General features: G+C 66.1%; 27 protein-coding genes and 1 tRNA gene. 11 read left to right on the top strand and 17 right to left on the bottom strand.

The annotated features are described in order from the left end of the window. The first annotated feature begins 62 nt into the window (after positions 1 to 62). Entirely contained in the window at positions 63 to 647 is a 585-nt protein-coding gene (locus RIA72_RS06210; protein ID WP_350031447.1) for a hypothetical protein, read from the top strand. 96 nt (positions 648 to 743) lie between these two features. Here the strand turns inward: RIA72_RS06210 and rplL are convergent, their stop codons facing one another. The 4 genes from rplL to RIA72_RS06190 all read right to left on the bottom strand — a co-directional run bounded on the left by rplL (position 744) and on the right by RIA72_RS06190 (position 4,075). Next, entirely contained in the window at positions 744 to 1,121 is a 378-nt protein-coding gene (rplL, locus tag RIA72_RS06205; RefSeq protein ID WP_350031446.1) for a 50S ribosomal protein L7/L12, read from the bottom strand. Positions 1,122 to 1,178: 57 nt separating this feature from the next. Beyond that, on the bottom strand, positions 1,179 to 1,694 hold the full coding sequence (rplJ, locus tag RIA72_RS06200) for a 50S ribosomal protein L10 (protein WP_350031445.1): 516 nt from the start codon (positions 1,692 to 1,694) through the stop codon (positions 1,179 to 1,181). A 305-nt stretch (positions 1,695 to 1,999) separates the two neighbouring features. Next, positions 2,000 to 2,638, bottom strand: coding sequence for a YoaK family protein (locus RIA72_RS06195; protein ID WP_350031444.1), 639 nt, complete (start codon positions 2,636 to 2,638; stop codon positions 2,000 to 2,002). 39 nt (positions 2,639 to 2,677) lie between these two features. Continuing rightward, on the bottom strand, positions 2,678 to 4,075 hold the full coding sequence (locus RIA72_RS06190; RefSeq protein WP_350031443.1) for an amino acid permease: 1,398 nt from the start codon (positions 4,073 to 4,075) through the stop codon (positions 2,678 to 2,680). Positions 4,076 to 4,340: 265 nt separating this feature from the next. Here RIA72_RS06190 and obgE point away from each other — a divergent pair, with 265 nt between their 5' ends. Continuing rightward, a complete protein-coding gene (gene obgE / locus RIA72_RS06185; protein ID WP_350031442.1) occupies positions 4,341 to 5,387 on the top strand; it encodes a GTPase ObgE in 1,047 nt (348 codons plus the stop codon). A gap of 181 nt (positions 5,388 to 5,568) precedes the next feature. Further along, positions 5,569 to 6,378, top strand: coding sequence for a MipA/OmpV family protein (locus RIA72_RS06180; protein WP_350031441.1), 810 nt, complete (start codon positions 5,569 to 5,571; stop codon positions 6,376 to 6,378). A gap of 8 nt (positions 6,379 to 6,386) precedes the next feature. On the opposite strand, the gene recF is transcribed toward RIA72_RS06180, so the two are convergent. Then, positions 6,387 to 7,496, bottom strand: a complete 1,110-nt coding sequence (gene recF / locus RIA72_RS06175) for a DNA replication/repair protein RecF (RefSeq protein WP_350031440.1) — start codon at positions 7,494 to 7,496, stop codon at positions 6,387 to 6,389. 251 nt (positions 7,497 to 7,747) lie between these two features. Here recF and RIA72_RS06170 point away from each other — a divergent pair, with 251 nt between their 5' ends. Further along, positions 7,748 to 7,876 (top strand): hypothetical protein, encoded by a 129-nt coding sequence (locus RIA72_RS06170; RefSeq protein ID WP_350031439.1) that lies wholly within the window; start codon positions 7,748 to 7,750, stop codon positions 7,874 to 7,876. A gap of 62 nt (positions 7,877 to 7,938) precedes the next feature. Next, the gene (locus tag RIA72_RS06165; protein WP_350031438.1) at positions 7,939 to 8,118 is read left to right on the top strand and encodes a PspC domain-containing protein; all 180 of its coding nucleotides are present in this window, start codon (positions 7,939 to 7,941) and stop codon (positions 8,116 to 8,118) included. Between the two features lie 97 nt (positions 8,119 to 8,215). Here the strand turns inward: RIA72_RS06165 and RIA72_RS06160 are convergent, their stop codons facing one another. Both RIA72_RS06160 and RIA72_RS06155 read right to left on the bottom strand, forming a co-directional pair. After that, on the bottom strand, positions 8,216 to 9,355 hold the full coding sequence (locus tag RIA72_RS06160) for a zinc-binding dehydrogenase (protein WP_350031437.1): 1,140 nt from the start codon (positions 9,353 to 9,355) through the stop codon (positions 8,216 to 8,218). Positions 9,356 to 9,451: 96 nt separating this feature from the next. Next, on the bottom strand, positions 9,452 to 9,934 hold the full coding sequence (locus tag RIA72_RS06155) for a DUF6456 domain-containing protein (RefSeq protein WP_502957938.1): 483 nt from the start codon (positions 9,932 to 9,934) through the stop codon (positions 9,452 to 9,454). A gap of 89 nt (positions 9,935 to 10,023) precedes the next feature. Here RIA72_RS06155 and RIA72_RS06150 point away from each other — a divergent pair, with 89 nt between their 5' ends. Together RIA72_RS06150 and RIA72_RS06145 are read left to right on the top strand one after the other, a co-directional pair. After that, entirely contained in the window at positions 10,024 to 10,584 is a 561-nt protein-coding gene (locus RIA72_RS06150; protein ID WP_350031436.1) for a helix-turn-helix domain-containing protein, read from the top strand. Between the two features lie 31 nt (positions 10,585 to 10,615). Then, the gene (locus tag RIA72_RS06145) at positions 10,616 to 11,785 is read left to right on the top strand and encodes a glycosyltransferase (protein WP_350031435.1); all 1,170 of its coding nucleotides are present in this window, start codon (positions 10,616 to 10,618) and stop codon (positions 11,783 to 11,785) included. Positions 11,786 to 11,923: 138 nt separating this feature from the next. On the opposite strand, the gene secF is transcribed toward RIA72_RS06145, so the two are convergent. Genes secF through yajC form a run of 3 tightly spaced genes read right to left on the bottom strand, consistent with a single transcriptional unit; the run spans position 11,924 to position 14,918 of the window. Next, positions 11,924 to 12,907, bottom strand: a complete 984-nt coding sequence (secF, locus tag RIA72_RS06140; protein WP_350031434.1) for a protein translocase subunit SecF — start codon at positions 12,905 to 12,907, stop codon at positions 11,924 to 11,926. Positions 12,908 to 12,920: 13 nt separating this feature from the next. Next, entirely contained in the window at positions 12,921 to 14,534 is a 1,614-nt protein-coding gene (secD, locus tag RIA72_RS06135; protein WP_350031433.1) for a protein translocase subunit SecD, read from the bottom strand. A 54-nt stretch (positions 14,535 to 14,588) separates the two neighbouring features. Then, positions 14,589 to 14,918, bottom strand: coding sequence for a preprotein translocase subunit YajC (yajC, locus tag RIA72_RS06130; protein ID WP_338425102.1), 330 nt, complete (start codon positions 14,916 to 14,918; stop codon positions 14,589 to 14,591). A gap of 269 nt (positions 14,919 to 15,187) precedes the next feature. Here yajC and RIA72_RS06125 point away from each other — a divergent pair. Both RIA72_RS06125 and RIA72_RS06120 read left to right on the top strand, forming a co-directional pair. Beyond that, positions 15,188 to 15,264, top strand: a tRNA-Pro gene (locus RIA72_RS06125). A gap of 100 nt (positions 15,265 to 15,364) precedes the next feature. Further along, on the top strand, positions 15,365 to 16,138 hold the full coding sequence (locus RIA72_RS06120; RefSeq protein ID WP_350031432.1) for a TSUP family transporter: 774 nt from the start codon (positions 15,365 to 15,367) through the stop codon (positions 16,136 to 16,138). Between the two features lie 16 nt (positions 16,139 to 16,154). Here RIA72_RS06120 and RIA72_RS06115 read toward each other — a convergent pair whose 3' ends face one another. Next, a complete protein-coding gene (locus RIA72_RS06115) occupies positions 16,155 to 17,132 on the bottom strand; it encodes an NADPH:quinone oxidoreductase family protein (protein WP_350031431.1) in 978 nt (325 codons plus the stop codon). A gap of 71 nt (positions 17,133 to 17,203) precedes the next feature. Here RIA72_RS06115 and RIA72_RS06110 point away from each other — a divergent pair, with 71 nt between their 5' ends. Together RIA72_RS06110 and RIA72_RS06105 are read left to right on the top strand one after the other, a co-directional pair. Continuing rightward, positions 17,204 to 17,773: a glycoside hydrolase family 108 protein gene (locus RIA72_RS06110; protein ID WP_502957937.1), complete on the top strand. Its 570-nt coding sequence runs from the start codon at positions 17,204 to 17,206 to the stop codon at positions 17,771 to 17,773. Between the two features lie 60 nt (positions 17,774 to 17,833). Beyond that, positions 17,834 to 18,247, top strand: coding sequence for a holin family protein (locus tag RIA72_RS06105; RefSeq protein ID WP_350031430.1), 414 nt, complete (start codon positions 17,834 to 17,836; stop codon positions 18,245 to 18,247). 129 nt (positions 18,248 to 18,376) lie between these two features. Here RIA72_RS06105 and RIA72_RS06100 read toward each other — a convergent pair whose 3' ends face one another. The 6 genes from RIA72_RS06100 to recA form a co-directional block, all read right to left on the bottom strand. Then, positions 18,377 to 18,853 (bottom strand): SRPBCC family protein, encoded by a 477-nt coding sequence (locus RIA72_RS06100; RefSeq protein ID WP_350031429.1) that lies wholly within the window; start codon positions 18,851 to 18,853, stop codon positions 18,377 to 18,379. An 11-nt stretch (positions 18,854 to 18,864) separates the two neighbouring features. Then, positions 18,865 to 21,519 (bottom strand): alanine--tRNA ligase, encoded by a 2,655-nt coding sequence (gene alaS / locus RIA72_RS06095; RefSeq protein ID WP_350031428.1) that lies wholly within the window; start codon positions 21,517 to 21,519, stop codon positions 18,865 to 18,867. A gap of 72 nt (positions 21,520 to 21,591) precedes the next feature. Then, on the bottom strand, positions 21,592 to 22,179 hold the full coding sequence (locus tag RIA72_RS06090) for a hypothetical protein (protein ID WP_350031427.1): 588 nt from the start codon (positions 22,177 to 22,179) through the stop codon (positions 21,592 to 21,594). Next, entirely contained in the window at positions 22,169 to 22,795 is a 627-nt protein-coding gene (locus tag RIA72_RS06085; protein ID WP_350031426.1) for a glutathione S-transferase family protein, read from the bottom strand. The genes RIA72_RS06090 and RIA72_RS06085 overlap by 11 nt, the downstream gene beginning before the upstream one ends. Positions 22,796 to 22,813: 18 nt before the next feature. Next, positions 22,814 to 23,629 carry an agmatinase gene (gene speB, locus RIA72_RS06080; protein ID WP_350031425.1) on the bottom strand — a complete coding sequence of 272 codons (816 nt, stop codon included), beginning with the start codon at positions 23,627 to 23,629 and terminating at the stop codon, positions 22,814 to 22,816. A 380-nt stretch (positions 23,630 to 24,009) separates the two neighbouring features. Continuing rightward, positions 24,010 to 25,086, bottom strand: coding sequence for a recombinase RecA (recA, locus tag RIA72_RS06075; protein WP_350031424.1), 1,077 nt, complete (start codon positions 25,084 to 25,086; stop codon positions 24,010 to 24,012). Positions 25,087 to 25,099: the final 13 nt, after the last annotated feature.

Below are 25,099 nucleotides of genomic sequence, written 5' to 3'. Positions count from 1 at the left end.
AACCTGCCGTTGCTGAACCTATTGAAGCGCCTGCGCCCGCTGCACCTTCGGTCGTCACGGAGATGACACCCCAAGCCGATCCGGCACCCGTCGCCGCGGACACTGCCGCCGATGACTCGTTCCCATGGGAACTCGCCGGAGGCGCCGCTTTGCTGCTCGCGCTCGGCGGCGCCGGTCTGGTGCTCGCGCGTCGTCGCCGCGGCCATGCCGCCACGATCCATTATGCTGAATCCGAATATGTCGAACCGGTAACGGTTTCCGAACGCGTCGATCAGGCCTCCAACCAGCCATCGGTGACACCGGCCTATACCGCGCAGCCTGCCGCAGCGCGCTCGACCCCGGCCTTTGCGGCCGCCCCCAGCGGTAGCATGGGGCGCCACGAGGCGATGGCGATGGTGGGGCCGACCCCCGACAACCCTTTCGCCACCCTATCCAAGCGACTGAAGCGCGCGCGCTTTCTCGATCGGCAGGAGCGGCTTGCGTACGAAGGGACGCTCCGCGCGCAGGAAGACAGGGCGCGCAAGCCCGTCAGCGCGTGGGAGATCGCCCAACGCGACGTCCCCGCTGCAACGCACGAGCAGGAAGTTCGTCGCCCCGAACCGGCGCACGGTAGCCGCAAACTGCGCCCTGGCTTTTCGCGCTCTTGAACGCAGCGGCCCTGCGCAATGAAAAAGGGCGGCGCCTTGCGGCACCGCCCTTTTCTTGTGTCAGCACGGCGGGATAATCCGCCGGAGGCGAACCGATTACTTCAGTTCGACGGTCGCGCCGGCAGCTTCGAGCTTCTTCTTGATCTCTTCGGCTTCGGCCTTGTTGGCGCCTTCCTTCACGGCCTTCGGCGCGCCTTCGACGAGCGCCTTGGCTTCGCCAAGACCCAGGCCAGTGATCGCGCGGACTTCCTTGATGACGTTGATCTTCTGACCACCATCGCCCGTCAGGATGACGTCGAACTCGTCCTTTTCTTCAGCGGCGGGAGCAGCGGCGCCCGCGCCACCCGGAGCGGCAACCGCAACGGCAGCAGCGGCCGAAACGCCCCACTTTTCTTCGAGCAGCTTCGAAAGCTCGGCAGCTTCCAGAACGGTCAGCGCCGACAGGTCTTCAACGATCTTTGCAAGATCAGCCATTTTCATTCTCCATCAGAACCGGGAAAGCCCGGTGAATTGTTACGGTAGGTAAGAGTCTTATGCCGCTTCCTTGGCGCCATAGGCACCAAAGACCCGCGCCAGCTGACCAGCCGGGGCCGCCGCAATCTGGGCAACCTTGGTGGCCGGAGCCTGGAGCAGGCCGACAAGCTTGCCACGCAGTTCGTCGAGCGACGGCAGCGATGCAAGCGCCTTCACGCCTTCCACGTCGAGGATCACATCCCCCATGCCGCCGCCAACGATTTCAAGCTTGTCGTTGGTCTTGGCAAACTCCACCGCGATCTTTGCAGCCGCGACCGGGTCGGCCGAGGCGGCAATCGCCGTGGGTCCGGTCAGCAGGTCGCCGATACCGGTGTAGGACGTGCCATCGAGCGCGATCTTGGCCAGGCGGTTCTTCGCGACCTTGAAGCTCGCGCCCGCGTCGCGCATCTGCTGGCGAAGCACCGTCGACTGGGCGACGGTAAGGCCAAGGTTGCGAACGATCACAACCGAGGCGGCATTCGACAGCGTAGCGTTCAGCGAGGATACGGCTTCGGCCTTTTCAGCACGATCCATGCCTGTTTCTCCACTCATGCCCGGATGCGCGTGCGGACACGCGCCGCCGGGCGGCTAACAGACGCAAAGGGCAGTTGGGCGAAACCCGCCTGTCCTTTACGTTGGCGATGTCCGATGGGGTCGGTCAAGCCGCTGGCGCCTGACGCATCAGGCGGGCGACCGAATAAAGACTGTCCCCGTCTCGGTTGGAAATTAAGAAGGGCCAATTCCCTTCACCAACTGTCTCGGACGGAATTGCCGTGGGCGAACCCGCGACAACACGGCCGCGCTCATAGCTCGAATGTCCGTAAAGTCAAGGCGCGTCGTCAGGACCGGTGCGCCATCCATGCCGTCCGGCAGCCGAGCGCGGTCGCGCCGGCCAGCGCCGCCGCATAGGCCGCCAGCGGCGACCATATCGTCACGCGTGCGCCTGCCATCGCGCCGACGACAAGCGCCGACCACAGCGCCAGATGCGGCAACCAGCGCCCGTCGCCCCGGCCACGGAGGGCATTGGCGATCTTCTGCCCCATCTGAACCAGCGTTCCGGTCATATAGGTGACGCCGACCACCGCGCCGCCGCGCCCTTCGACCGCGGCGTTGACCATCCCCATGGCGATCGCCAGACACGCAATGGCGCCAACCATCTGGTCGGCGAGCCGAAGTCCTCCCGCCGCTCCCAGCAACACGGCGACGGCCAGCAGGACCACGCCGCTCCGCCGTCCAGCCGCGCGCGCGGCAAGCAGCGATCCGGCGATCACCCCCGCAACAAACAGCAGGATAAGCATGCCCGCGACCAGACCCGCATGGGACCATTCGGCAACCCCAACCGCAAGCCGCGTCGAATTGCCAGTCATGAAAGACACGAAAAAACCCCCCGACTCGACAAAACCGACCGCGTCCACAAAACCGGCAAGGGCCGACAGCGCAGCGGCCAGCCGTTGCTGTGAACGATTGAAACGGATCATCGGCCGAGCTGTCCCGTCGCGATCGCGCGCGCGCGCAGGTCAGCCAGCGACCGCATGGCGGCGCGCATAAAGAAAATAGGCGGCCAACCCCGCCGCGTTCCAGATCAGGAACCATATCTGCGTCTGCACGGGCAGGCTGAAGAAAAGATAGATGCAGCCGCCGATCGCGCCGAGGCCCACCACCCACGGCATCGGCGTGCGGAATGTTCGCGGTGCCTCGGGCGCGCGGCGGCGCATGATCAGCATACAGACTGACACGGCGGTAAAGGCGGCGAGCGTCCCCGCATTCGCAAGCGCGGCCAGTTCGCCCAGCGGAATGAAGCCCGCTAGAATCGCGACGACAATTGCGGTGAAAATGGTGATCCGCACCGGCGTCCCGCGCGGCGACAGCTTCGCGAGGCTCGGCGGGAGCAGCCCGTCGCGCGCCATGGTGAAAAAGATGCGGCTCTGCCCATAGAAAAAGGCCAGGATCACGGTCGGCAGTGCGACCACCGCCGACACGGCCAGATATTGCGCCGCGAGCGGGCTGCCCAGTTCGCGCAGGATCAGCGCCAGCGGTTCGGGGCTGTTGGCAAAGCGTGTATAGGCGATCGCGCCGACCGCAGCGACCGCGACGGCGATATAGATGGCGACACAGGCGAACATCGACCCGACGATGCCGATCTTGAGGTCGCGGTCGGGATTCTTCGTTTCCTCCGCCGCGGTTGCGATCGCGTCGAAGCCGTAAAAGGCAAAGAAGATGATCGCGGCTGCCGCCATTACCCCGCGTTCGACGCCGTCGGGGCCCATATGCTTGGAAAAGCCATAAGGGCTGAAGGGTTCAAGATTTGCTGCATCGAACGCAGGCAGCGCGACCGCAACAAACACCGCAAGGGCCGCAACCTTCACAACGACAAGGATCGCGTTGACCGTCGCGCTTTCACGCGTGCCGACGAGCAGCATTCCGGCCACCGCGGCGATGATCGCGATCGCGGGCAGGTTGACGATGCCGCCAAGCTCCGGCCCCTGCATCAGCGCCATCGGCACTCCCGCCCATGCATCGAGCAGCGGCGCGGCATAGCCCGACCAGCCGACGGCCACCGCACTTACCACCAGCGAATATTCGAGGATCAGGCTCCATCCCACGACCCAGGCGATGATTTCGCCGATCACGACATAGCTATAGGTATAGGCGCTGCCCGACGCGGGGATCATCGTCGCCATTTCGGCATAGGCGAGCGCCGCGCAGGCGCAGATCAGCCCCGCCACGGCAAAGGACAGGATCACTGCCGGGCCCGCCTTGTCGGCGCCGACGCCGATCAGGGTCAAAATCCCGGTGCCAACGATCGCGCCGACGCCCAGCGCAATGAGGTGCGGCCAGCCCAGGGTGCGCGCCAGCCCCTGTCCCCCCGGCTGATCCGGAACGATCGACTTTCGGCGCAGCAGGCTGTCGGACATGCGGTGGCTCCCCATTTTGATTGTCTGTGGCGTTTGGCCCTGCGCCGCTTGTACGCGCGGCGGGCGGCAACGCAAGCCGCGTCGCCCCCAACTAGCCAAAGCAGGTCATTGCGCCTAGAGCGGCGCGAGCCTCCCTTGAATCGTCATTCCGGCGAAGGCCGGAATCTCGCCGTCGCAGCGAAAAGCGCGGGCGAGATTCCGGCCTTCGCGGGAATGACCAAAGAAGGCTATGCTATCCCACCCGACGCTGCTTTAGAGACCCGCGATGCACTTTCTCGATCAGGCCAAGATTTTCATCAAGTCGGGCGACGGCGGCCCCGGCGCCGTCAGTTTCCGGCGCGAAAAATATATCGAATATGGTGGCCCCGACGGCGGCAACGGCGGCAAGGGCGGCGACATCGTGTTCGAGGCTGTGGCCGGGCTCAACACGCTCATCGACTTCCGCTACACGCAGCATTTCAAGGCGAAGCGCGGCACCCCCGGCGCGGGCCGCGACCGCACCGGCGCGGGTGGCCCCGACCTTGTCATCCAGGTGCCGGTGGGCACGCAGATTCTCGCCGACGATGACGAGCGCAGCCTGCTCGCCGATTTGACCAAAGAGGGCGAGCGCATCCATTTCCTGCGCGGCGGCGACGGCGGGCGCGGCAATGCCAGCTACAAGACCTCGACCAACCGCGCCCCGCGCCAGCACGGGCCGGGCTGGCCGGGCGAGGAAATGTGGGTGTGGCTGCGGCTGAAGCTGCTTGCCGACGCGGGCCTCGTCGGCCTGCCCAATGCCGGGAAATCGACCTTCATCAACGCCGTAACCAATGCGCAGGCAAAGGTCGGCGCCTATGCTTTCACCACCACGCGCCCGCAGCTCGGCGTCGTCAGCCACAAGGGGCATGAGTTCGTCGTCGCCGACATTCCGGGCCTGATCGCGGGGGCGGCCGAAGGCGCCGGTATCGGGGACCGTTTTCTGGGGCATATCGAACGCTGCCGGGTGCTGCTGCACCTGGTCGACGCCAATGACGCGGACGTCGCGACCAGCTACCGCATCGTGCGCGACGAGCTCGAAGCCTATGGCGCCGATCTCACCGACAAGCCGGTGATCGTCGCGCTCAACAAGGTCGACACGCTCGACGACGAACTGATCGCCGCGCTATCGGCCGAGCTCGAAGCCGAAAGCGGCCACCCGGTGATGGCGCTGTCTGGCGCGAGCGGCGCGGGGATCGAACCCGTGCTCGACAAGTTGCTCGAAGCCATCGGTCAGCCCGAACCGGGTCCCGATGCCGACGAAGAGGATAAGGGCGGCGACTGGTCGCCGATCTGACCGGCCCTACACGCATTCCTTTCTCTATCGTCATCCCGGCGAAGGCCGGGATCTCACCCTCTCGGCTTTTCGCACCGGCGCGATCCCGGCCTTCGCCGGGATGACGGCAGTTCGGGCAGGGCTACATGGGAACCAAGGCGTGTCACGGGACATTTATAGTTGAAACAAAAGGAATTTCCTTGTGATCTCAGCTTTCCGTTTCGCGTTCGCCATATCTCCTCTCGTCGTTCTGGCTGTGTCGGCATCGGCCCACGCGGATGAGGAGACCCCGGCAAAACGCACACGCCTGATCCTCGGACCCCAGCTGTCGCCGTCATGGCCCGGCGCCGACAAATTCAGCATCGGCCCCTATGTCGACCTGTCGCGCGCACGAGAAGGCGAAACATTCGAGTTTGAGGCCCCCGACGAAAGCTTTGGTTCGCCACTTATCCATTCGGGCGATTTCGCTTTCGGTCCGGCGCTCGGTTTCATTGGCAAACGCAAGGCGTCGGACATTGGCGCCGACTTGCCAAAGGTCGGCTTCTCTTTCGAGGCAGGCGGCTTTGCGCAGATGAGCCTGACCCCGGCGCTCCGCCTGCGTGTCGAGGGCCGCAAAGGCCTGTCGGGTCACAAGGGCTGGGTGGGCGAAGTCAGCGCCGATTATGTCGCGCGGTCGGGCGACGACTGGCTGTTTTCGATCGGCCCGCGCGTGACGCTTGGCGACGCCAAATACACCCGCGCCTATTTCGGTGTGGGGCCGGCCGCAGCGACGGCATCGGGGCTTCCCGCGTTTTCGCCCGGCGGCGGAGTGCAATCGATCGGCCTCACCGCGGGCTATCTGCACCAATTGAGCCGCCGCTGGGGCGTCGGGGTCTATGGCCGCTACGACCGGCTGGTCGGCGATGCCGCCGATTCCCCGGTCACGCGCCAACTCGGCTCGCGTAACCAGCCGTCGGTCGGCGTCGCGCTGAGCTACACTTTCGGCGGCAATCGCTTCACCATCACCCATTAATTGCGGCGTTACCCCGCGGCGATCCGCCCGCCCGCAATAAGATAGCGCGTCACCGGGCCCGGCATCGCGTCGAACAGCGCGGCCTCGGTGCCCGTCAGCCACGCCTGCCCTCCCTGCCCCGCCAGCCGCTCGTACAGCGCCGCACGGCGCAGCGGGTCGAGATGCGCGGCCACTTCGTCGAGCAGCAGCACCGGGCGCTGCCCGCGCCGCCGCGCGACGCAATCACCGTGGGCAAGGACAAGCGAAAGCAGCATTGCCTTTTGCTCGCCCGTCGAGCAGCGCGCCGCGGCGCGTCCCGTCGCGGCGTGGACCGCCGCCAGATCGTCGCGATGCGGCCCCGCGGTCGCGCGGCCCGCGGCGGCGTCGATCCGCCGGCGCGCGGCAAACAACGCCTTCAGCGCGTCGACCGTATAGGGCGCGCTGCGTTCCTTGCCTTCGCTATTCACCAGCGTGAGCAACGGCCGCGCAAAGGGCGCATCGGGCTGCCCCGCCAGCTCGGCCGAAAGCGCGGCGAGCGTCTCCAGCCGCGCCGCGTCGAGCGCCGCACCATGTTCGGCGAGCTGGGCCTCCAGGCTCGCGAGCCATGCGGCGTCCGCAGCCGCCAGATCGGCGAGCAGCCGCCCGCGCGCGCGCAACGCCGCTTCGTACCTGTTGCCATGCTGCGCGTGGCGCGGATCGAGCGCGAGGACAAGGCGGTCGAGAAAACGCCGCCGGTTGCCCGCCGTTTCGACGAACAGCCGGTCCATCGCGGGGGTCAGCCATAATATCGCCAGCCACTCGCCGAGCGCGGTCGCCGCGGCGGCGGCGCCGTTGATGCGGACGATGCGGCGGCCGGGCTGCGCCGGCTCGATCCCGGTTCCCAGCGCGACCGGCGGCAGCCCCGCTTGCGCGGCGACCTCCGCGAACACGGCGAACCCTCCCACCGCGCCGTCGCGCACCATCTCGGGCAGTGGCGCGCGGCGCAGCCCGCGTCCGGGCGCGAGCAGCGAGACCGCTTCCAATATGTTCGTCTTGCCCGCGCCATTCTCCCCATGCAGGGCGACCAGACCCGGTCCTGCCGCCAGATCCGCGCCGGCGTGATTGCGAAAATCGGTCAGCGAGAGGCGGATCAGCGTCATGCCCAACCGCGCCTACCGCAGCAAATGCGACGACGCCAGCCCGGCCGGCGCCATCCCCAGCTATGATCACAAGAAATTTTCACCGGAGATCGGGAATATTTCACATATCTCGATAAATTTCGCTCAGTGAAATTTTTTCGGGAACCCAAAAACCGCGCTTAACCGCCGATGAATGCAATTGGCACGCCTCCTGCATTGTCATTGGCATCCACCGGATAGGCCGGATGGAAGGTTCAAGGAAGGATAACATCATGGCTCATTTCAACGTCAACGCCGTCAAAAGCTATGCCCTCGCCGCTTTCGCTTCGCTCTATGCTTCGGCGATGCTGCTCGCAATCGTCGGCCAGAATGGCGCGCAGGTTGGCCAGCTGATCGTCTGATCGGCTGACAACCTCCTCCGAAAAGAACGCCGGCCCGCAGGGCCGGGATGGAAAGGAAAGAAATGAAACAGGGTTTTCGCAAGAATCGCCAAAACGGCATGATCTTTGGCGTGTGCGCCGGGATCGCCGACCATTTTGGCTTCGATGTCTTGTGGACGCGCGTTGCCTTTGTCGCCCTGACGCTCCTCGGCTTCGGCCTGCCGTTGCTGCTCTACCTCACCGTCGCGATCCTCGCGCCATAGAGCGGCCGAGGGCCGGTCGCCACAGGGCGCCCCATTTACCGGCCCACCCATAATCCCGACATCAAGGGCTCACCGGCCACCGCCGGTGGGCCCTTTCCTATCCGTGCGGGCGGATCAGATATTTTTCCCCCGTCCGCTTGGCATTATAGGCCTGCGCCGTTGCGACATCGAGCGCTTCGGTCAGCGAGATTTCGTGGCTGTAGTGGCTCTTGAAGGTCGTCGTCAGTTCGTCGACGACGCGCTGGCGCATCCGCGCAACGACCTCGGCGCCCGCCTTCGCCATGAAAGGCGTCAGCAGAAAGCCGCCAAGCGCCCACGTCAACCCGAAGCTGCGCGCCGAGAAGGTCGTCGGCGACAGGTCGAGCGCGCCATAGATATAAACCTGCTTGAAAGTATCGGAACCATAGCGGCTGTACGTCGTCATGCGCCGCACCGCCGCTGCCTCCATCGCGGTCAATATCTGCCCCGCCAGCTTGCCGCCGCCCGTTGCGTCGAAACCGATCGTCGCGCCCGTTTCGGCGATCGCGTCGATCAGCCGGTCCATAAAATCGTCGGCGCTGCTGTTTACGACATAGTGCGCCCCGATGCCTTTGAGCAGCGCCACCTGCGCCTCGCTGCGCACGATGTTGACGAGCGGGATGCCGTCCTTCGCACAAATCTTGACCAGCATCTGCCCCAGGTTCGACGCCGCCGCGGTGTGGACGATCGCGCTGTGTCCCTCCATCCGCATCGTTTCGGTAAAGGCCAGGCTGGTGAGCGGGTTGACGAAACAGGAGGCGCCGTCGCGGGGATCGGTGCCATCGGGCAGCGGCATCGCCATCTGAACGGGCAGGCAGCGATATTCGGCATACATTTCGCCGCCCAGCACCGCGACCGTCTTGCCCAGCAGTGCTTGCGCCTCCGCCGATGACCCCGCCGCGACGACGATCCCGCAACCTTCATTGCCGATCGCCATCGCTTCGCCGACGCGCCCCGCCATCGCGCGCATACCCGCGGGCGGCACATCGGCGGTCAGCACGGGCAGCCCACCCCGCTCCGATGCGCGCGCGGTCGTCATGTCGGCACCGCCGAACAGCAGCCCAAGGTCCGATGGGTTGATCGGCGCCGCGAGCAGCTTCACCACCACTTCATGCGGCTTGGGTTCGGGCATCGGCCGCGCTTCGAGCGAGACTTCGAGCTCGCCTTGCGCCTTCACGAGCGTCAGCATGGTCAGGTTGGTTTGGGGCAGGTCGGTCATGGCGCATCTCCCGTCGGATTTCGGTTTCGTGATGCAACGGAAATAGGGCGGCGCGATCGCGCTGGCAATCGTCCGTCCGGCAAAAAACGAACTTTGCTATCGCGTGCCATAGAAGCGCGCGAGGCGGTCGAGCGCCAACCCCAGCACCAGCTTGCCCGATCGCGCCGGCCAGCCCAGCCCCTTTTCCGCGCTGCCAATCCCCTCGCCCGCGCAGATCACGCGCCAGCAAATGTCGGCGAGTCCTGGTCCTGCGGCATCAAGCGCGGCGTGAAAGCGCCGGTGCGCATCGATCCGCGCGAGCGACGCGTCGGCGGCGCGCGTTCCGCCGCGACTCTTGCCCGGCGGCGCTGCGTCCCAGCGCATCGTAACGCGCGCGCCCAACCCGGCGCGCTCATAATCGGCGCGCAGCCGCTCGCCCGCCAGCCGCTGCGCCGATGTCAACAACCCGCGCGATGCCAGCCAGGCGACCGGACTTTCGGCCACATTGACGGTGACGTGCCGCATGACCTGCGGCCCCGCCTTGCCGGGGTCGATGCGGTCGTCGGGATGGATATGCGTTTCGAGGCGGCGTGCGGTCATGTCGATCTCCTTCGGCGGGAGACGGGCTTGACATTGGATGATTATGTAGGAAAGAAAAAACCGATTTGGTTATCGAAAAGGTCGCGCCAGTGATTAACAGCATCCGCTCCGTCCGCCGCGCCAAAGGACTGACGCTCGAAGAGGTCGCCCTTCGCTGCGACCCGCCGACCACCGCGCAGACGATCGGCCGCCTCGAAACGGGGACGCGCACACTGTCGCTCGGCTGGATGAACCGCATCGCCGCGGCGCTGGGGGTCGATGCAGCCGAGCTCGTCCGTCTGCCGCAGGATGCCCAGCTGACGATCACCGCGCTGCTCGGCGCCGACGGCGCGCACGCTCCCACGCAGACCGAACAGGCGCTCGCAGCGCGGCCCGGCGAGGATATGGTCGCGGTGCGCGTCACCTCCTCGATCGGGGATTATCGCGCGGGCGACGAAATCTGGTGCCGCCGGATCGAGGGCGACTGGACGCAGGCGCTCAACCGCGACCTGCTCGTCCCGCGCCCCGCCGGCCGCTTCTTCTTCGCGCGCCTCCTCAATGTCGACGGCGAAAAGCTGCACCTGCTCCCGCTCGGCACCGGACAGCGCCAGCAGGTCGTCAGCAATCCGCCCTGGGCCGCGGTCGCGGTGCGACTGATGCGCAGCCTGTGACCAAAATATCCGTCATTGCGAGCGGCCGCGCGTGACTCCCCTGCGCATCCTGTCCATCGCCACCCTGTTCCCCGACGCGGCGCGCCCCAACTTCGGCCTGTTCGTCGAAAAAAGCCTGCGCGCGCTCGCGGCGCAGCCCGGCATCGAGCTCACCATCGTCGCCCCGGTCGGCCTCCCGCCTTTCCCGCTCTCGCTGCACCCGCGCTACCGGGCGTTACGCGGCCTGCCGCGCGCCGAGACATGGCACGGTCTTTCCATTCTGCGGCCCCGCTTTACGCTCATTCCGCGCTACAGCGCACGTTTCAATCCGGCGGCGGTTGCGCGCGCCGTGCTGGGTGCCGTCGCCGGGCAGGGTTTCGACGTCGTCGACGCGCAATTCTTCTATCCCGACGGCTCCGCCGCGATGCGTGTGGCCGATACGCTCGGCCTGCCCTTTTCAGCCAAGGCGCGCGGCGCCGATATCAGCCATTTCGGCCATGATCCCGCAACGGCGCCGCAGGTGATCGAGGCCGGGGCCAAGGCGGCAGGCCTGCTCGCCGTGTCCGCCGCGATGCGCCGCGACATGGCGGCGATCGGCATCGATCCCGCCAAGGTGACGGTCCATTACACCGGCATCGACCATGCACGCTTTCACCCCGGCGACCGCGCCGCGGCGCGCGCGGCGTTCGGCATGGGCGCCGATGCCCCGGCGATCCTCTCGGTCGGCGCGCTGATCGAGCGCAAGGGACAGGCGCTGGTGATCGCGGCGCTGCCCGCGCTGCCCGGCGTGCATTATTGGCTCGCCGGCGCGGGCGAGGAAGAGGGCCGCTATCGCGCGCTCGCGCACCGGCTTGGCGTCGAAGGGCGCGTGCATTTCCTGGGGCCTGTCGCCAATTCCGACCTGCCGCAGCTGTATCGCGCCGCCGACGCCGTCGTCATGCCGTCGGCGAGCGAAGGCTTGGCGAATGCGTGGGTCGAAGCGCTCGCCTGCGGGACGCCCATCATCATCAGCGACGCGGGCGGCGCCGCCGAACTCGTGCGCCTGCCCGTCGCGGGCCGCATCGTGGCGCGCACGCCGGGCGCGATCGCCGACGCCGTCGCGGCTGTCCTCGCAGCGCCGCCGTCACCCGACGAGGTGGCCGCCACCCTCAGCGGGCGCTTCGACTGGGACCGAAACGGCCGCGAACTGGCCGACCATCTGAGGCGCTGCGCGCGCCGCTAGAGCGGCGCGGACGGCCGGGAGGTCGAGTTTCGACCGGAATACGACATCTCTTCCATCGTCATCCCGGCCTTCGCCGGGATGACGGAATTGAAGAAGTCCGCTTTCCACCCCTAAGACAACATCCGCTCCGCTCTCGGCTTAAACCACCGCGCCGTCGTCGTTCTTGCTCGAAACGCGCTCGGCGCCTTCGGTCACGGCGGTCGTTCGCGGCACGAAGCTGTCGGGACCGACCTTCAGCCAGACGAGGATCGGCGCCGACATATAGACCGACGAATAGGTGCCGACAAAAATGCCGAGCAGCATCGCGGCGGTAAAGCCGAAGATGACATCGGGCCCGACCCACAGCAGCACCGCGAGCGCGATCAGCATCGTAAAGCTGGTCATCACCGTGCGTGCCAGCGTCTCGTTGATGCTGAGGTCGAGCAGCGGAATGATTTCCATCTTGCGATATTTCTTCAGATTCTCGCGAATCCGGTCGAACACCACGATCGTGTCGTTGAGCGAATAGCCGATGATGGTCAGCAGCGCGGCGACGATATTGAGGTCGAACTGCATCTGCGTCAGCGCGAAAAAGCCAAAGGTCAGCGCAACGTCGTGGAACAGCGCGAACAACGCGCCCACCCCGAACTGCCATTCGAAACGGATCCAGATATAGATGGAAATCGCGATCATCGCGAGGATCAGGCTGAGCGCGCCGGTGCGCAGCAGCTCCTCCGACACCTTGCCCGACACGGTTTCGACCGACCCAGTCTTCGCGGTCGGAAACGCCTTTGCAATCCCCGCGACGAGCTGCTGCCCCGCACGCTCGGCCGCGGCCTTGTCACCTTCGGGCAGCGCAGTGCGGATCGACACCGCCTTGTCCGACCCGAACTGCTGGATCGTCGCTTCGCCGAGGCCGATGGCCCCGACCTTTTCGCGGATTTCGTCGATCGGCGGCATGTCCTGCGTAAATTCGACGCGCACCGACTGGCCGCCAACAAAGTCGACGCCCAGGTTCAATCCGCGCACGGCCACGAGCGCGATCGACGCGGCGATCATCAGGAAACTGATGACCATGGCGATGTTGCGCCATTTCAGGAACTGGATGTTGGTGTTGTCGGGGACGAGTTTCAGGAGACGCATGACCGGTCCCTCCTCAAATATTCAGCGACGCGGGGCGCGTCTTGTGCAGCCAGCGCGCGGCGAACAGGCGCGTCACCGTCACCGCGGTGAACACGCTGGTGATGATGCCGATCGTCAGCACGACCGCAAAGCCCTTGACCGGGCCCGATCCGAACCAGAACATCAGCCCTGCCGCGATCACGTTGGTGATATTGGCGTCAAAGATCGCGCGGCTCGCTTCCGAATAGCCAAGCTCGACCGCCTGGAACACGCGGCGCCCGCGCTTCAATTCTTCGCGGATACGCTCGTTGATCAGCACGTTCGCGTCGACCGCGGCGCCGATGGTGAGCACGAAACCCGCGATGCCCGGCAGTGTCAGCGTCGCGTTGAACGCGGCCATGATCGCGACGATCAGCGCGATGTTAAAGACCAGCGCGACGTTCGCATAAATGCCGAAACGGCCATAAACGACGATCATGAAGGCGAGCACGGCGACCGTCGCGATGATGCCCGCGATCGCGCCCTTGCGGATCGAATCGGCGCCGAGTTCGGGCGTGACCGTGCGTTCCTCGACGACCTCCATCTTCACCGGCAGCGCGCCCGACCGCAGCGAAATCGCCAGGTTGTTCGCGCTTGCGACGCTGAAGCTGCCCGAAATCTGCGCGCTGCCGCCCAGGATCGGTTCGTTGATCGACGGCGCCGACAGCACCTTGCCGTCAAGCACCATCGCGAATCTTTTGCCGACGTTCTGCGCCGTCACCTTGGCGAAGATGCTCGACCCGCCCGAATCGAAACGGATCGAAACGACCGGTTCGTTCGTCTGGGGATCAAAGCTTTGCTGCGCGTTGATCAGCTGTTCGCCGCTGATCATCACCTGGCGGCGCAGCACCTCGAACGCCGCGCCATTGCCTTCACCTTCGGCATAGGGAACGATCTCGCTGCCCACCGGCACGCGGCCCGCGGCGGCTTCATTGGGGTCGGCATTGGCGTCGACCATGCGGAACTCAAGCCGCGCGGTCTGCCCGATCAGCGCCTTGAGCGCGGCGGGGTCCTGAAGCCCCGGCACCTGCACGACGATACGGTCGTTGCCTTCGCGGATGATCGTCGGCTCGCGCGTGCCCAGCTCGTTGACGCGCTTGTCGATGATGTCGCGCGCCGTATCCATCGCGTCGGCGACCGCCTGTGTCTGCCCGGCGGTGGTCGGCGACATGACGATGCGCGTCGAATCGACGACATCGATGTTCCAGTCGCGCTGCCCGGTCAGCCCCGCGCCCTGCGTCTCGCTGAACAGCCGCTCGCGCGCCTCGTCGAGCTTTGCCTGGTCGCGAACAAGGAAGCTGATGCGGCCGCCCGCCGTCGACAGTTCGCCGATCGCGATGTCGTCGTCGGGACCGCTTTGCCCGCGCATCGCGGTGCGCACCGTCTTTTCCATATTGGTGAGCTGCGTCTTGCGCAGGTCGGCAATATCGGCCTCGAGCAACAGATGGCTGCCGCCGGCAAGGTCGAGCCCCAGATTGACCTTGGCCTGCGCAAAGCCGGGCAGGCTTTCGAACGTCTTGGTCGGCAGGAAACTGGGGATGGCAAAAAGGACGCCGAGCAGCAGGATGATGCTGATGCCGATGGTCTTCCAGCGCGGGAAATCGAGCATGGTCTGTGATCCGATTGCAAAGGGGGCCCGTGCGTTGCCGCCGACCCCGTCGCGTCAGTCGTTCGCGGGCTTGCCGCCGGGTTGAAGAACGTCGGCCAGCGTCGCCTTGACGACCTTGATCTTGACGCCCTGCGCGATTTCGACGTCGGCATAATCATCGTCGACGCGCGTGACCTTGCCGACGATGCCGCCGCCGGTGACGACCTGGTCGCGCGGTTTGACCGCGGCGATCTTGGCGCGATGTTCCTTCGCGCGCACCTGCTGCGGGCGGATCAGGAAGAACCAGAAAACCGCAAAGATCAGAATATAGGGCACCAGCATCAGGAAACCGGCTGCCCCGCCGCCCGATCCGGCCGCCTGGGTCAGAAGCAATTGCGTCGACATGAATGAAAGACTTTCCGTTCGAAAGCGTGGCGCAATCCCCAAGGAGACCGGCACGCAAGGATGGCGCGGCGCCTATCACACGAGGGGCCGCGCGCGCAACCTGTCGTACGCGCCCTCCCCCACGGTTGGCCCGCACAAAATGGGAAGCGCGTGCGCCACATCAAGCCCGCGGCGCCGATTGTGCGTACGGGTGGTCGCGCTTTGCGCAGGAGAGCCTTGCATCCCCCGCCAACCCGCGCTAGGGGCCTCGCCTGCCCAACAGGGCCGGTCGGGACGTAGCGCAGCCTGGTAGCGCATCACACTGGGGGTGTGGGGGTCGGAGGTTCGAATCCTCTCGTCCCGACCAATTTCATCAAAAGTAACAGGGCTTTGCCGAGGCCTGCACCGCGCAACTATTTCGGCGTCTGCATCTAGCCAGCGGCCGCAGCCGCGCCTAAGGCGCCGCCATGGAATTTGCCGCTGAAACCATTGCCTTGCTGATGGCGGTCGCCTTTGTCGCGGGCACGATCGACGCGCTTGCCGGCGGCGGCGGGCTGCTGACCATTCCCGCGCTGATGGCCACCGGGGTACCGCCGGTATCGGCGCTCGCGACGAACAAGCTGCAAAGCATGATCGGCACCGCGTCCGCCTGTTACACCTTCTGGCGCAGCGGCCATGTCGACATTGCGCGCTTCGCCTGGCCCGCCGCCGCCACTTTCGTCGGCGCCGCCGCCGGTGCGACGACGGTTCAGTTCATCAGTTCCGACTTCCTTTCCGCCTTCGTGCCGGTCCTGCTCATCCTGATGGGGCTCTATTTCCTTCTCGCCCCGCCGATGAGCGACGTCGATCGCCATGCGCGCGTCGGTCAGGCCGGGCTGGTCCTCATCGCGCTCGCGATCGGCTTCTACGACGGTTTCTTCGGTCCCGGCACCGGTTCCTTTTTCACCCTCGCGCTCGTCGCACTCGGCGGGCTCGGCCTCGTCCGCGCGATCGGCAACACAAAGCTGCTCAACCTTACCACCAATCTGGCCGGCGTGCTGGCCATGGCGATCGGTGGTCACATGCTATGGCTGCTCGGGATCGCGATGGCGGCCGCCAATGTCGCGGGCAACCAGCTCGGCGCGCGCCTCGCGATCCGCTATGGCGGCCGCGGCGTCCGTCCGGTGCTGGTGCTGATGTCGGCGGCGCTGACGGTGAAGCTGCTCAGCGACCCCGCCAACCCGATCTGGACGCTGTTTTAGGGCTACGGCGCCAAGGTCAGGGCCGCAGCACGACCTTGCCCACCACCGCGCGCTCCTCCAGCATCGCGAACCCCGCGCGCCAGTCGGCAAGGTCGAGCGCGGCGTGGACGTGCGGGCGGATACGCCCCTCGGCCGCCAGCGCGTCGATCGCCGCCAGATTCTCTGCGCCGCGTTCGGGAAAGCGGCGGCCATATTCGCCCGCGCGCACGCCGACCACCGAAAATCCCTTGATCAGCGGCATGTTGGCGGACAGGTCGGGAATGCGCCCCGATGCAAAGCCGACGACGAGCAGCCGCCCGCCAAAGGCGATGCAGCGCGTCGATTCGTCGAACACATCGCCGCCCACCGGGTCGACGATGACGTCGGCGCCCTTCCCCGCGGTCAACGCCTTCACCTCGTCGCGAAAACCCGGCGCCGCGGCGATCACCGCGTCGGGGGCATGGAGCCGCGCCAGTGCCGCGCGCTTGTCCGCGCTGCTCGCCGCCGCGATCACGCGCGCGCCAATCGCTTTTGCGAGATCGACCGTCGCCAGCCCGACCCCGCCCGCCGCGCCGTGGACCAGCACCCATTCGCCCGGTTCGACGCGCGCGCCGCGCAGCAACGCAACATAGGCGGTGAGATAGGCGACCGGATAGGCCGCCGCCGCGTCCCAGCCCAGCGCCGCGGGCCTGGGGCGGAGCGCCGATGCGGGAACGACCGTATATTCGGCCATCGCGCCAAAGCGGTTGCCGCCGACGACCGCGTCGCCGACCGACCATCCCGTCACCCCGGCACCCACCGCGTCGACCTCACCCGAAAATTCCAGGCCGGGGACGAACGGCAGGTCGGGCTTCAGCTGATAGGCGCCGCGCGTCATCAACAGGTCGGGAAAATTCACCGCCGCGGCGCGCACGCGCACACGCACCTCGCCCGGCCCGACGTCTGGCACCGGCAGGTCGGCAAGCGCGACCCCGCCATGATCGGGCAGCAATTCGCGCACCTGCAACGCCCGCATGATAAAATCCTTTCCTACATTGTTCCCATATGGTTCGTTTATGATCTTCCGAAAACCATAAGGAGCGAATCATGTCCCAACCTCGTGCCCTGGCGCTGGACGCCGATGCGCTGATCGAAGCCGTCATCGACCGCGAAGGGCGATATGTAAACCACCCCGCCGACCGCGGCGGTCCGACCTGTTGGGGAATTACCGAAGCGGTCGCCCGTTCGCAGGGTTATACGGGCGCGATGCGCGCACTGCCCCGCGCCGAGGCCGCCGCCATTTACCGCCGCATCTATTGGCTGCGTCCCGGTTTCGACAAGGTGGCGCTGCGCGCCGCGGCGATCGCCGCCGAATTGTTCGACACCGGCGTCAACATGGGCACCGAAACCGCCACCGGATTTCTTCAGCGCGCGCTCAACGCGCTCAACCGCAGCGCGCGCGACTATCCCGACATCGCGGTCGACCGCATGATCGGCCCGCGCACGCTGGCGGCGCTCGACGGCTTTCTGAAAGCGCGCGGCAAGGGCGGCGAGACCGTGCTCGTGCGCGCGATGGAGGCCTTGCAAGGCGAACGCTACATCGCGCTCGCCGAACGCCGCCCCAGCCAGGAAGCCTTTCTCTACGGCTGGCTCGCCAACCGCATCGGCCCGAACTGAAGCTTTTCTGCGCACCATTGGGCTGACTTTTTCTGACCTTTGAAGCGAGAGGACATCATTATGAGCATCATCGAAGGCCTGATCGGCCCCATCGCCAAGCTGATCGACAAGATCATTCCCGACCCCGAAGCGCGCGACCGCGCCAAGCTCGAGCTGTTGAAGCTCGAGGGCAGTCAGGAGATGGAGGCGATCCGCACCCGCATGACCGCGATCGTTGCCGAAGCGAACAGCGCCGATCCGTGGACCAGCCGCGCGCGGCCGAGCTTTCTTTACGTCATGTATGCGCTGCTGCTCTGGGCCATCCCCATGGGCCTGATCGCCGCCGCGCGGCCCGAGATGGCCAAGGGCATAGCCGACGGAATGAACGCCTATCTCGCCGGCATTCCCGAACCGCTCTACGCGCTCTTCGGCACCGGCTATCTGGGGTATACGGCGGCGCGCGCGTGGGGGAAGGCAAAGGGGGTGGAGACATAACCCGCCCTCCCCTTCAGGGGAGGGCAGCGAGACTTACGAACTTGTTCGTTAGTCGCAGCGGGTGGGGGCCAGCGGCCTTGCGCGATCTGACAGGCCCCACCCCAACCCCTCCCCTAAAGGGGAGGGGCTTTAGTTTTCCACCACCGCCGCCAGATTCGCGAGCGAACTGTTCAGCCCGGCCAGATGATCCTTCGCCGAAATCCCCGGCGGCACATGATGCGCGTCGATCGTGACCAGCGTGCCGCCGCCTTGCCGCGACAGATACCAGTGCATCGCCATCATCCCCGAAAAGCGCGGGTCGTCGGACACAAATTCGACCTCCCACACGATCAGCCGCCCCTCATCGAGCGTCGGGATAAACACCTCGACCACATCGCTGTCGTCATCGCTCTTGGTCTCGGCTTGCGCGTCGTCGAAGGTCAGCCGCAACCGAAAGCCGCCGCCTGCGCGGAGGTCGACATGCTCGAACGTCCCGTTCGCGCCCTCGGGCGGTAGCCAGCGCGCGAGCGCGTCGGCGCTGGTGAACGCCGCGAACACATCGACCAGCGGCGCCGCGATCAGCCGTTCGGCGTGATCGATGCGCCGCGTCTTTTTCCTGGGTTTCACATCCGTCCGTTTCAGGCGAGCGCGGCCTTGACCGCCGCGACGGCGTCGCTCGCCGCGCCGCCATTGGGACCGCCGCCCTGCGCCATGTCGGGGCGGCCGCCGCCGCCCTGCCCGCCGAGCGCGGCGACCGCGGCTTTGACCAGGTCGACCGCGCTGTGGCTGCCCGTCTTGTCGTCGGTCACGCCGACTGCAACCGAGGCGCGCCCGTCATTGATCGCGACGAGCATCGCGACGCCGCTGCCGACCTGCTTTTTGAGGCCATCGACCGTGCCGCGGAGCTCCTTGGGATCGAGCCCGTCGACGACCTGCGCCAGAAAGGCGACATCGCCGACCTGCTCGACCGCCGCACCAGCGGCTGCACCGCCGCCGCTTCCGCCGCCGCCAAGCGCCAGCGCCTTCTTCGCATCGGCCAGCTCGCGCTCGGCCTTCTTGAGCTGCTCGGCGAGCGCCGCGACGCGCGCGGGCACCTCTTCGGGCGAGGTTTTGAGCGCCCCCGCCGCCGCTTTCAGCGCCTCGTCGCGGGCGTTCAGCCAGGTGCGCGCCGCTTCGCCGGTCAGCGCCTCGATACGGCGGACACCCGACGAAACCGCGCTTTCGCCGATGATCTTGAACAGCGCGATGTCGCCCAGCGCGCGCACATGCGTTCCGCCGCACAGTTCGACCGAATAGCTGTTCTCATCGGCCCTGCCCATGCTGAGCACGCGCACCTCGTCACCATATTTTTCGCCGAACAGTGCTAGCGCGCCCGCCGCGACGGCGTCGTCCGGCGTCATCAGCCGCGTCGTCACCGGCTCGTTGCCCCGAATCTGCGCGTTCACCTGCGCCTCGATGTCGGCGATCTCTTCGGCGGTCAGCGCCTTCGGGTGCGAAAAGTCGAAGCGGAAGCGATCCTCGGCAACCAGGCTGCCCTTCTGCGTCACATGCCCACCCAGCCGGTTCCGCAGCGCCGCGTGCAGCAGGTGCGTCGCGCTGTGGTTGGCACGGATGCGGTCGCGGCGCACGGCATCGACGGTCAATTGCACCGTGTCGCCGACCTTCAGCGTCCCGGCCTCGATTTTCGCCTGATGCGTGTGCAGCCGCCCGAGCGGCTTGCCGGTATCGCTGACCGTCGCCTTCGCGCCTTCCAATGTCGCGATCGTCCCGCTGTCGCCCATCTGACCGCCGCTTTCGCCATAAAAGGGCGTCTGGTTGGTCAGCACGACGACCGCGTCGCCCGCCCCGGCTTCGTCGACCGGCTTGCCGTCCCTGACCAGCCCGATGACCGTCGCTTCGCCTGCGGTCGAGCTATAGCCGGTAAATTCGGTGCTGCCGTTCGCTTCGGCAAGGTCGAACCAGATTTCGTCCGACGCCTTTTCGCCGCTGCCCTTCCACGCCGCGCGCGCCGCCGCCTTCTGCTGCGCCATCGCCGCGTCAAAGCCCGCACGGTCGACCGATATATCCTGCGCGCGCAGCGCATCTTCGGTCAGATCATAGGGGAAGCCATAGGTATCATAAAGTTTGAACGCGACCTCGCCCGCCAGCGTGTCGCCCTTGCCCATGCCGGCGGTCGCTTCGTCGAGCAGCTTCAGCCCCTTGTCGAGAGTCTGGCGGAACTTCGTCTCCTCGCGCTCCAGCGTCTCGGCGATCAGCGGCTGCGCACGGATCAGCTCGGGATAGGCGGCGCCCATCTCGGCGGTGAGCGACGGCAGCAGCCGGTGCATCAACGGGTCTTTGGCGCCCAGCAGATGCGCGTGGCGCATCGCGCGGCGCATGATCCGGCGCAGCACATAGCCCCGCCCCTCGTTCGACGGCAGCACGCCGTCGGCGACGAGAAAGCTCGATGCGCGAAGATGGTCGGCGATCACGCGGTGGCTCGCCTGGCTGCCGCCCTCGGCGGCAACGCCGGTCAGCTCGACCGATGCCGCGATCAGCGCCTGAAACGTGTCGGTGTCATAATTGTCGTGGACACCCTGCAGCACCGCCGCGACGCGCTCCAGCCCCATGCCGGTGTCGATGCTCGGCCGCGGCAGGTCGACGCGCTCGCCGCCGGGAAGCTGCTCATATTGCATGAACACCAGATTCCAGATCTCGACGAAACGGTCGCCGTCTTCCTCCGGCGATCCCGGCGGGCCGCCCCAGATATGGTCGCCATGATCGTAAAAGATTTCGCTGCATGGCCCGCACGGCCCGGTGTCGCCCATCGACCAGAAATTGTCGCTCGTCGCAATGCGGATGATCCGCTCGTCGGGCAGCCCCGCGATCTTTTTCCACAGATCGAACGCCTCATCGTCGGTGTGATAGACCGTCGCGGTCAGCTTCTCCGGCGCAAGCCCCCATGTTTTCGTGATCAGCGTCCACGCATGGTGGATCGCCGCTTCCTTGAAATAGTCGCCGAAGGAAAAATTCCCCAGCATTTCAAAGAAAGTATGGTGCCGCGCGGTATAGCCGACGTTGTCGAGATCGTTATGCTTGCCGCCCGCACGCACGCATTTCTGCGACGATGCCGCGGTGCTGTAGGAGCGCTTTTCGAGCCCGGTGAAGACATTTTTGAACGGCACCATGCCCGCGTTGACGAACATCAGCGTCGGGTCGTTATACGGCACCAGCGGCGCCGATGGTTCGATATGATGCCCGGCACCCGCGAAATGATCGAGGAAGGAGCGGCGAATGTCGTTGGTCGATGTCATGCGCGCGAATTAGGCATTTTGCGGCGGTGCGACAAGCCGCTTCGTCGCCGCTGCGGCAATCGTCCGGCATGATCAGAAGTCAGTCGCGATCCCCTTGCCCAAATAGCAGGGAAGCTGCCGCAGCACCTCGGCCTTGGGTACGCCCTCTTCCATGAACTGCACCGGCACTTCGGTCGTGTCGGTTCGCACAATGGTGAAAGGCGCGCCGGGTTCGGCGCGATGCACGGCGACATAGCCGCAATCCATCGTTCCATCCTTGCGGTCGCCGCGAAAGTCGAACGCCGCATAAAGACCGCGGGGTTGCCCGGCGGGATCGCTGTACCAGCTCAGCCGCAACACGCGGATCCTGCCATCGGCCCACAGCGCCGCCCGCTTGCGGAAATTCATCTCCCATTCCAGCCGCGGGCTCGACGCCTGGAACGACAACCGCAACATGCCATAGGCCGCGTCAAAGTCCCGCCGCGCCAGCGCCAGCGTATAAGCGGCGAAACGGTCCATCGCCTCGGCCTCGTCGGCGGCTGCCGGCGTGAAGGCCTCGCCGGTCGCGGCATGGACCTCGCGCTCCACCTTCGCGTCGAGCAACGGGCTCTGCGCCGCGGCGCTGCCCGCCAGCAAGGCGCCGGCAACCAGCAGCGCGCACCAGCGCTGCTCAATAGCCATAATAGGCGCCGCCCTTCTCCCGCGCACGCTGCCACGCCGGGCGCGCGTGACATGCGTTCACAAAGGCGGCAAGCTTTGGATAGCGCGGCGCCATGCCCTGCATCACCGCGATTTCGGCGGGGAAGCTCAGCATGATGTCGGCCGCCGACAGGCCGTCGCCGATGAAATGGCCGTTCGCGCCCACGCGGCTTTCCATATAGGAAAAATGCGCGTCGAGTTGCTGCGCAATCCGCGGTTCGAGCGGCGCCGCCGCCTCGCCGAGCCGCGCGGTATAGATGCGCAGCAGGATCGGCGTCATCGCCGACCCTTCGGCAAAATGCAGCCATTCGAGGTGGCTGACATGCTCGTCGGTGCCGCGTTCGGGGACCAGATGCCCGCCGCCGTGGCGCTCGCACAAATATTCGGTGATCGCCCCCGATTCGATGATGACGCGGCCGTCATCCTCCAGCACCGGCGACTTGCCGAGCGGGTGGATCGCGACGAGTTCGGGCGGCGCCAGGTTGGTTACGGGATCGCGATCGTAAAATTTGATCTCATACGGCACGCCGATCTCCTCGAGCAGCCACAAGATGCGCTGCGATCGGCTATTGTTGAGGTGATGAACGATCAGGGTCATGGCGTTCTCCTTTGCGGATCAGTTTCGGTAGGGACCGTTACGGTCGATCAGCGCCGCAAGCTCACGCACGAGTTTTGCGCCCAAAATCGCGGTGACGCCGCCCACGTCACGGCCGGGGTGATGTTCGACGATGTCGGCGCCGACGATCGGCGCGGTCTGCTTGTGAAGCACAGCGATCAGTTCGCGCACGGTCAGCCCGCCGGGTTCGGGATGCGCGACGCCGGGCGCCTCCGAGGGGTCGATTCCGTCGAGGTCCACCGAGATATAGAGCGGCCCGTCGAGTATCGGCACGGCTTGGGGAACGAAGCCCGCCATCGGGACGATGTCGACCCCGAAGCGCGCCGCCTGATCGCGGCAATGGCGGTTCAGCGTGCGAATGCCGACTTGCACCAGCCGCTTGGCGTGCCCTGCTTCGCAGATGCGCGCAAAGGGCGATGCGTGGCTCCGCGGATTGCCGCCGAAATCGTCGTAAAGATCGGGGTGCGCGTCGACATGCAGGATCGTTACCGGTCCGAAACATGCCGCCGCCGCTTCGACCAGCGGGAAGGTCACGGCATGGTCGCCGCCGAGCGCCAGCGGCACTTCGCCATCTTCGCACAGCATCGCGACATGGCGGCGGATCGCGGCGTCATCTTCGGCCGTCCGCTCGGTGAGCGGCAGGTCGCCGTCGTCGGCAAAAGCAATATCGATGCCGATTTCCGGTCCCAACTCGCTCGCCATATTGCCGCGGTCGCTCCACAGCGCGGCGCGGATCGCGGCGGGACCACCCGCCGCACCGCGTTCGAAACTGCTGTTGATATCGGTAGGGAAGCCAAAGAGGCGGATCGCGGTCATGGTCCATCTGTAGCCGTTGTCAGCGGTCGCGCAAGGCACGGCGCCCCGTGCAGACCATCATATGCGACCGTGCGCGATCGAGATGGCGGACATGAATTTCACCGTCATCCCGGACTTGATCCGCAATCCACCCTTCCCGCGTCGCGCCAATGAATCCCGGATCAAGTCCGGTATGAGGAAAATGAAAAGCGACCGCTCCCGCCCCGAAACGCTCCTATCGCACGCTCGAACAAAGAGCGCGCACCAGAGGATCGATCAACGGCGAGCGGGCCACCTGCGGGGGAGAGGGGCTTGCAGGTGTCCGCGGTGCAAGGAGACCGCGAGGGCCCGCCGCCGTTCGTCGACCGGTCCCGCGCGAACGCAGACCGGCCGAACGATCGTCAGATATCGTCGCCCTCGTCGTCGGGGCCCGCCATCATTTCCTCGGCGACCGCGTCGGTGCGGCCGCGGATCGCGGCTTCCAGCCGCTCCCGGAGTTCGGGATTCTCGGTCAGGAAATTCTTGGCATTTTCGCGGCCCTGCCCGATACGGATCGAGTCATAGCTGAACCAGGCGCCCGATTTTTCGACCAGCCCGGCCTTGACGCCGATGTCGAGAATTTCGCCGATCTTCGAAATTCCCTGTCCGTACATGATGTCGAACTCGACCTGCTTGAAGGGCGGTGCGACCTTGTTCTTGACGACCTTCACGCGCGTCGTATTGCCCACGATCTCGTCGCCATTCTTGATCTGGCCGGTGCGGCGGATGTCAAGGCGGACCGAAGCATAGAATTTGAGCGCATTGCCGCCCGTCGTGGTTTCGGGATTGCCGTACATCACGCCGATTTTCATGCGCAGCTGGTTGATGAAGATCACCATGCAGCGCGACCGGCTGATCGAACCGGTGAGCTTGCGCAGCGACTGCGACATCAGCCGCGCCTGCAGGCCGACATGGCTGTCGCCCATCTCGCCCTCGATTTCCGCACGCGGGACGAGCGCCGCGACCGAGTCGACGACCAGCACGTCGATCGCGTTCGAGCGCACGAGCGTGTCGACGATTTCGAGCGCCTGCTCGCCCGTGTCGGGCTGCGACACGATGAGTTCGTCGATGTTGACGCCGAGCTTGCGCGCATAGACGGGGTCGAGCGCATGTTCGGCGTCGACGAAAGCGACCGTGCCGCCGGTCTTTTGCGCTTCGGCGAGCGTGTGCAGCGCGAGCGTCGTCTTGCCCGAGCTTTCGGGGCCATAGATTTCGATGACGCGGCCGCGCGGCAGGCCGCCGACGCCAAGCGCAATGTCGAGTCCCAGCGATCCGGTCGAGATCGCCTCGACCTGCATGGCTTCTTTCGAACCCAGCTTCATCACCGAGCCCTTGCCGAAGGCGCGGTCGATCTGCGCCAATGCGGCGTCAAGCGCCTTCTGCCTGTCCGTTCCGTTCACTGATTTCCCCGATTCGACGAGTGATAATTGTCCGGCCATGTGCCGTCCTTTC

Source organism: Sphingopyxis sp. (assembly GCF_040216815.1).
Taxonomy (GTDB): Bacteria; Pseudomonadota; Alphaproteobacteria; order Sphingomonadales; family Sphingomonadaceae; genus Sphingopyxis.
Note: the sequence above shows the minus strand (reverse complement) of the source record. Positions and strands in the feature narration are given on the sequence as shown.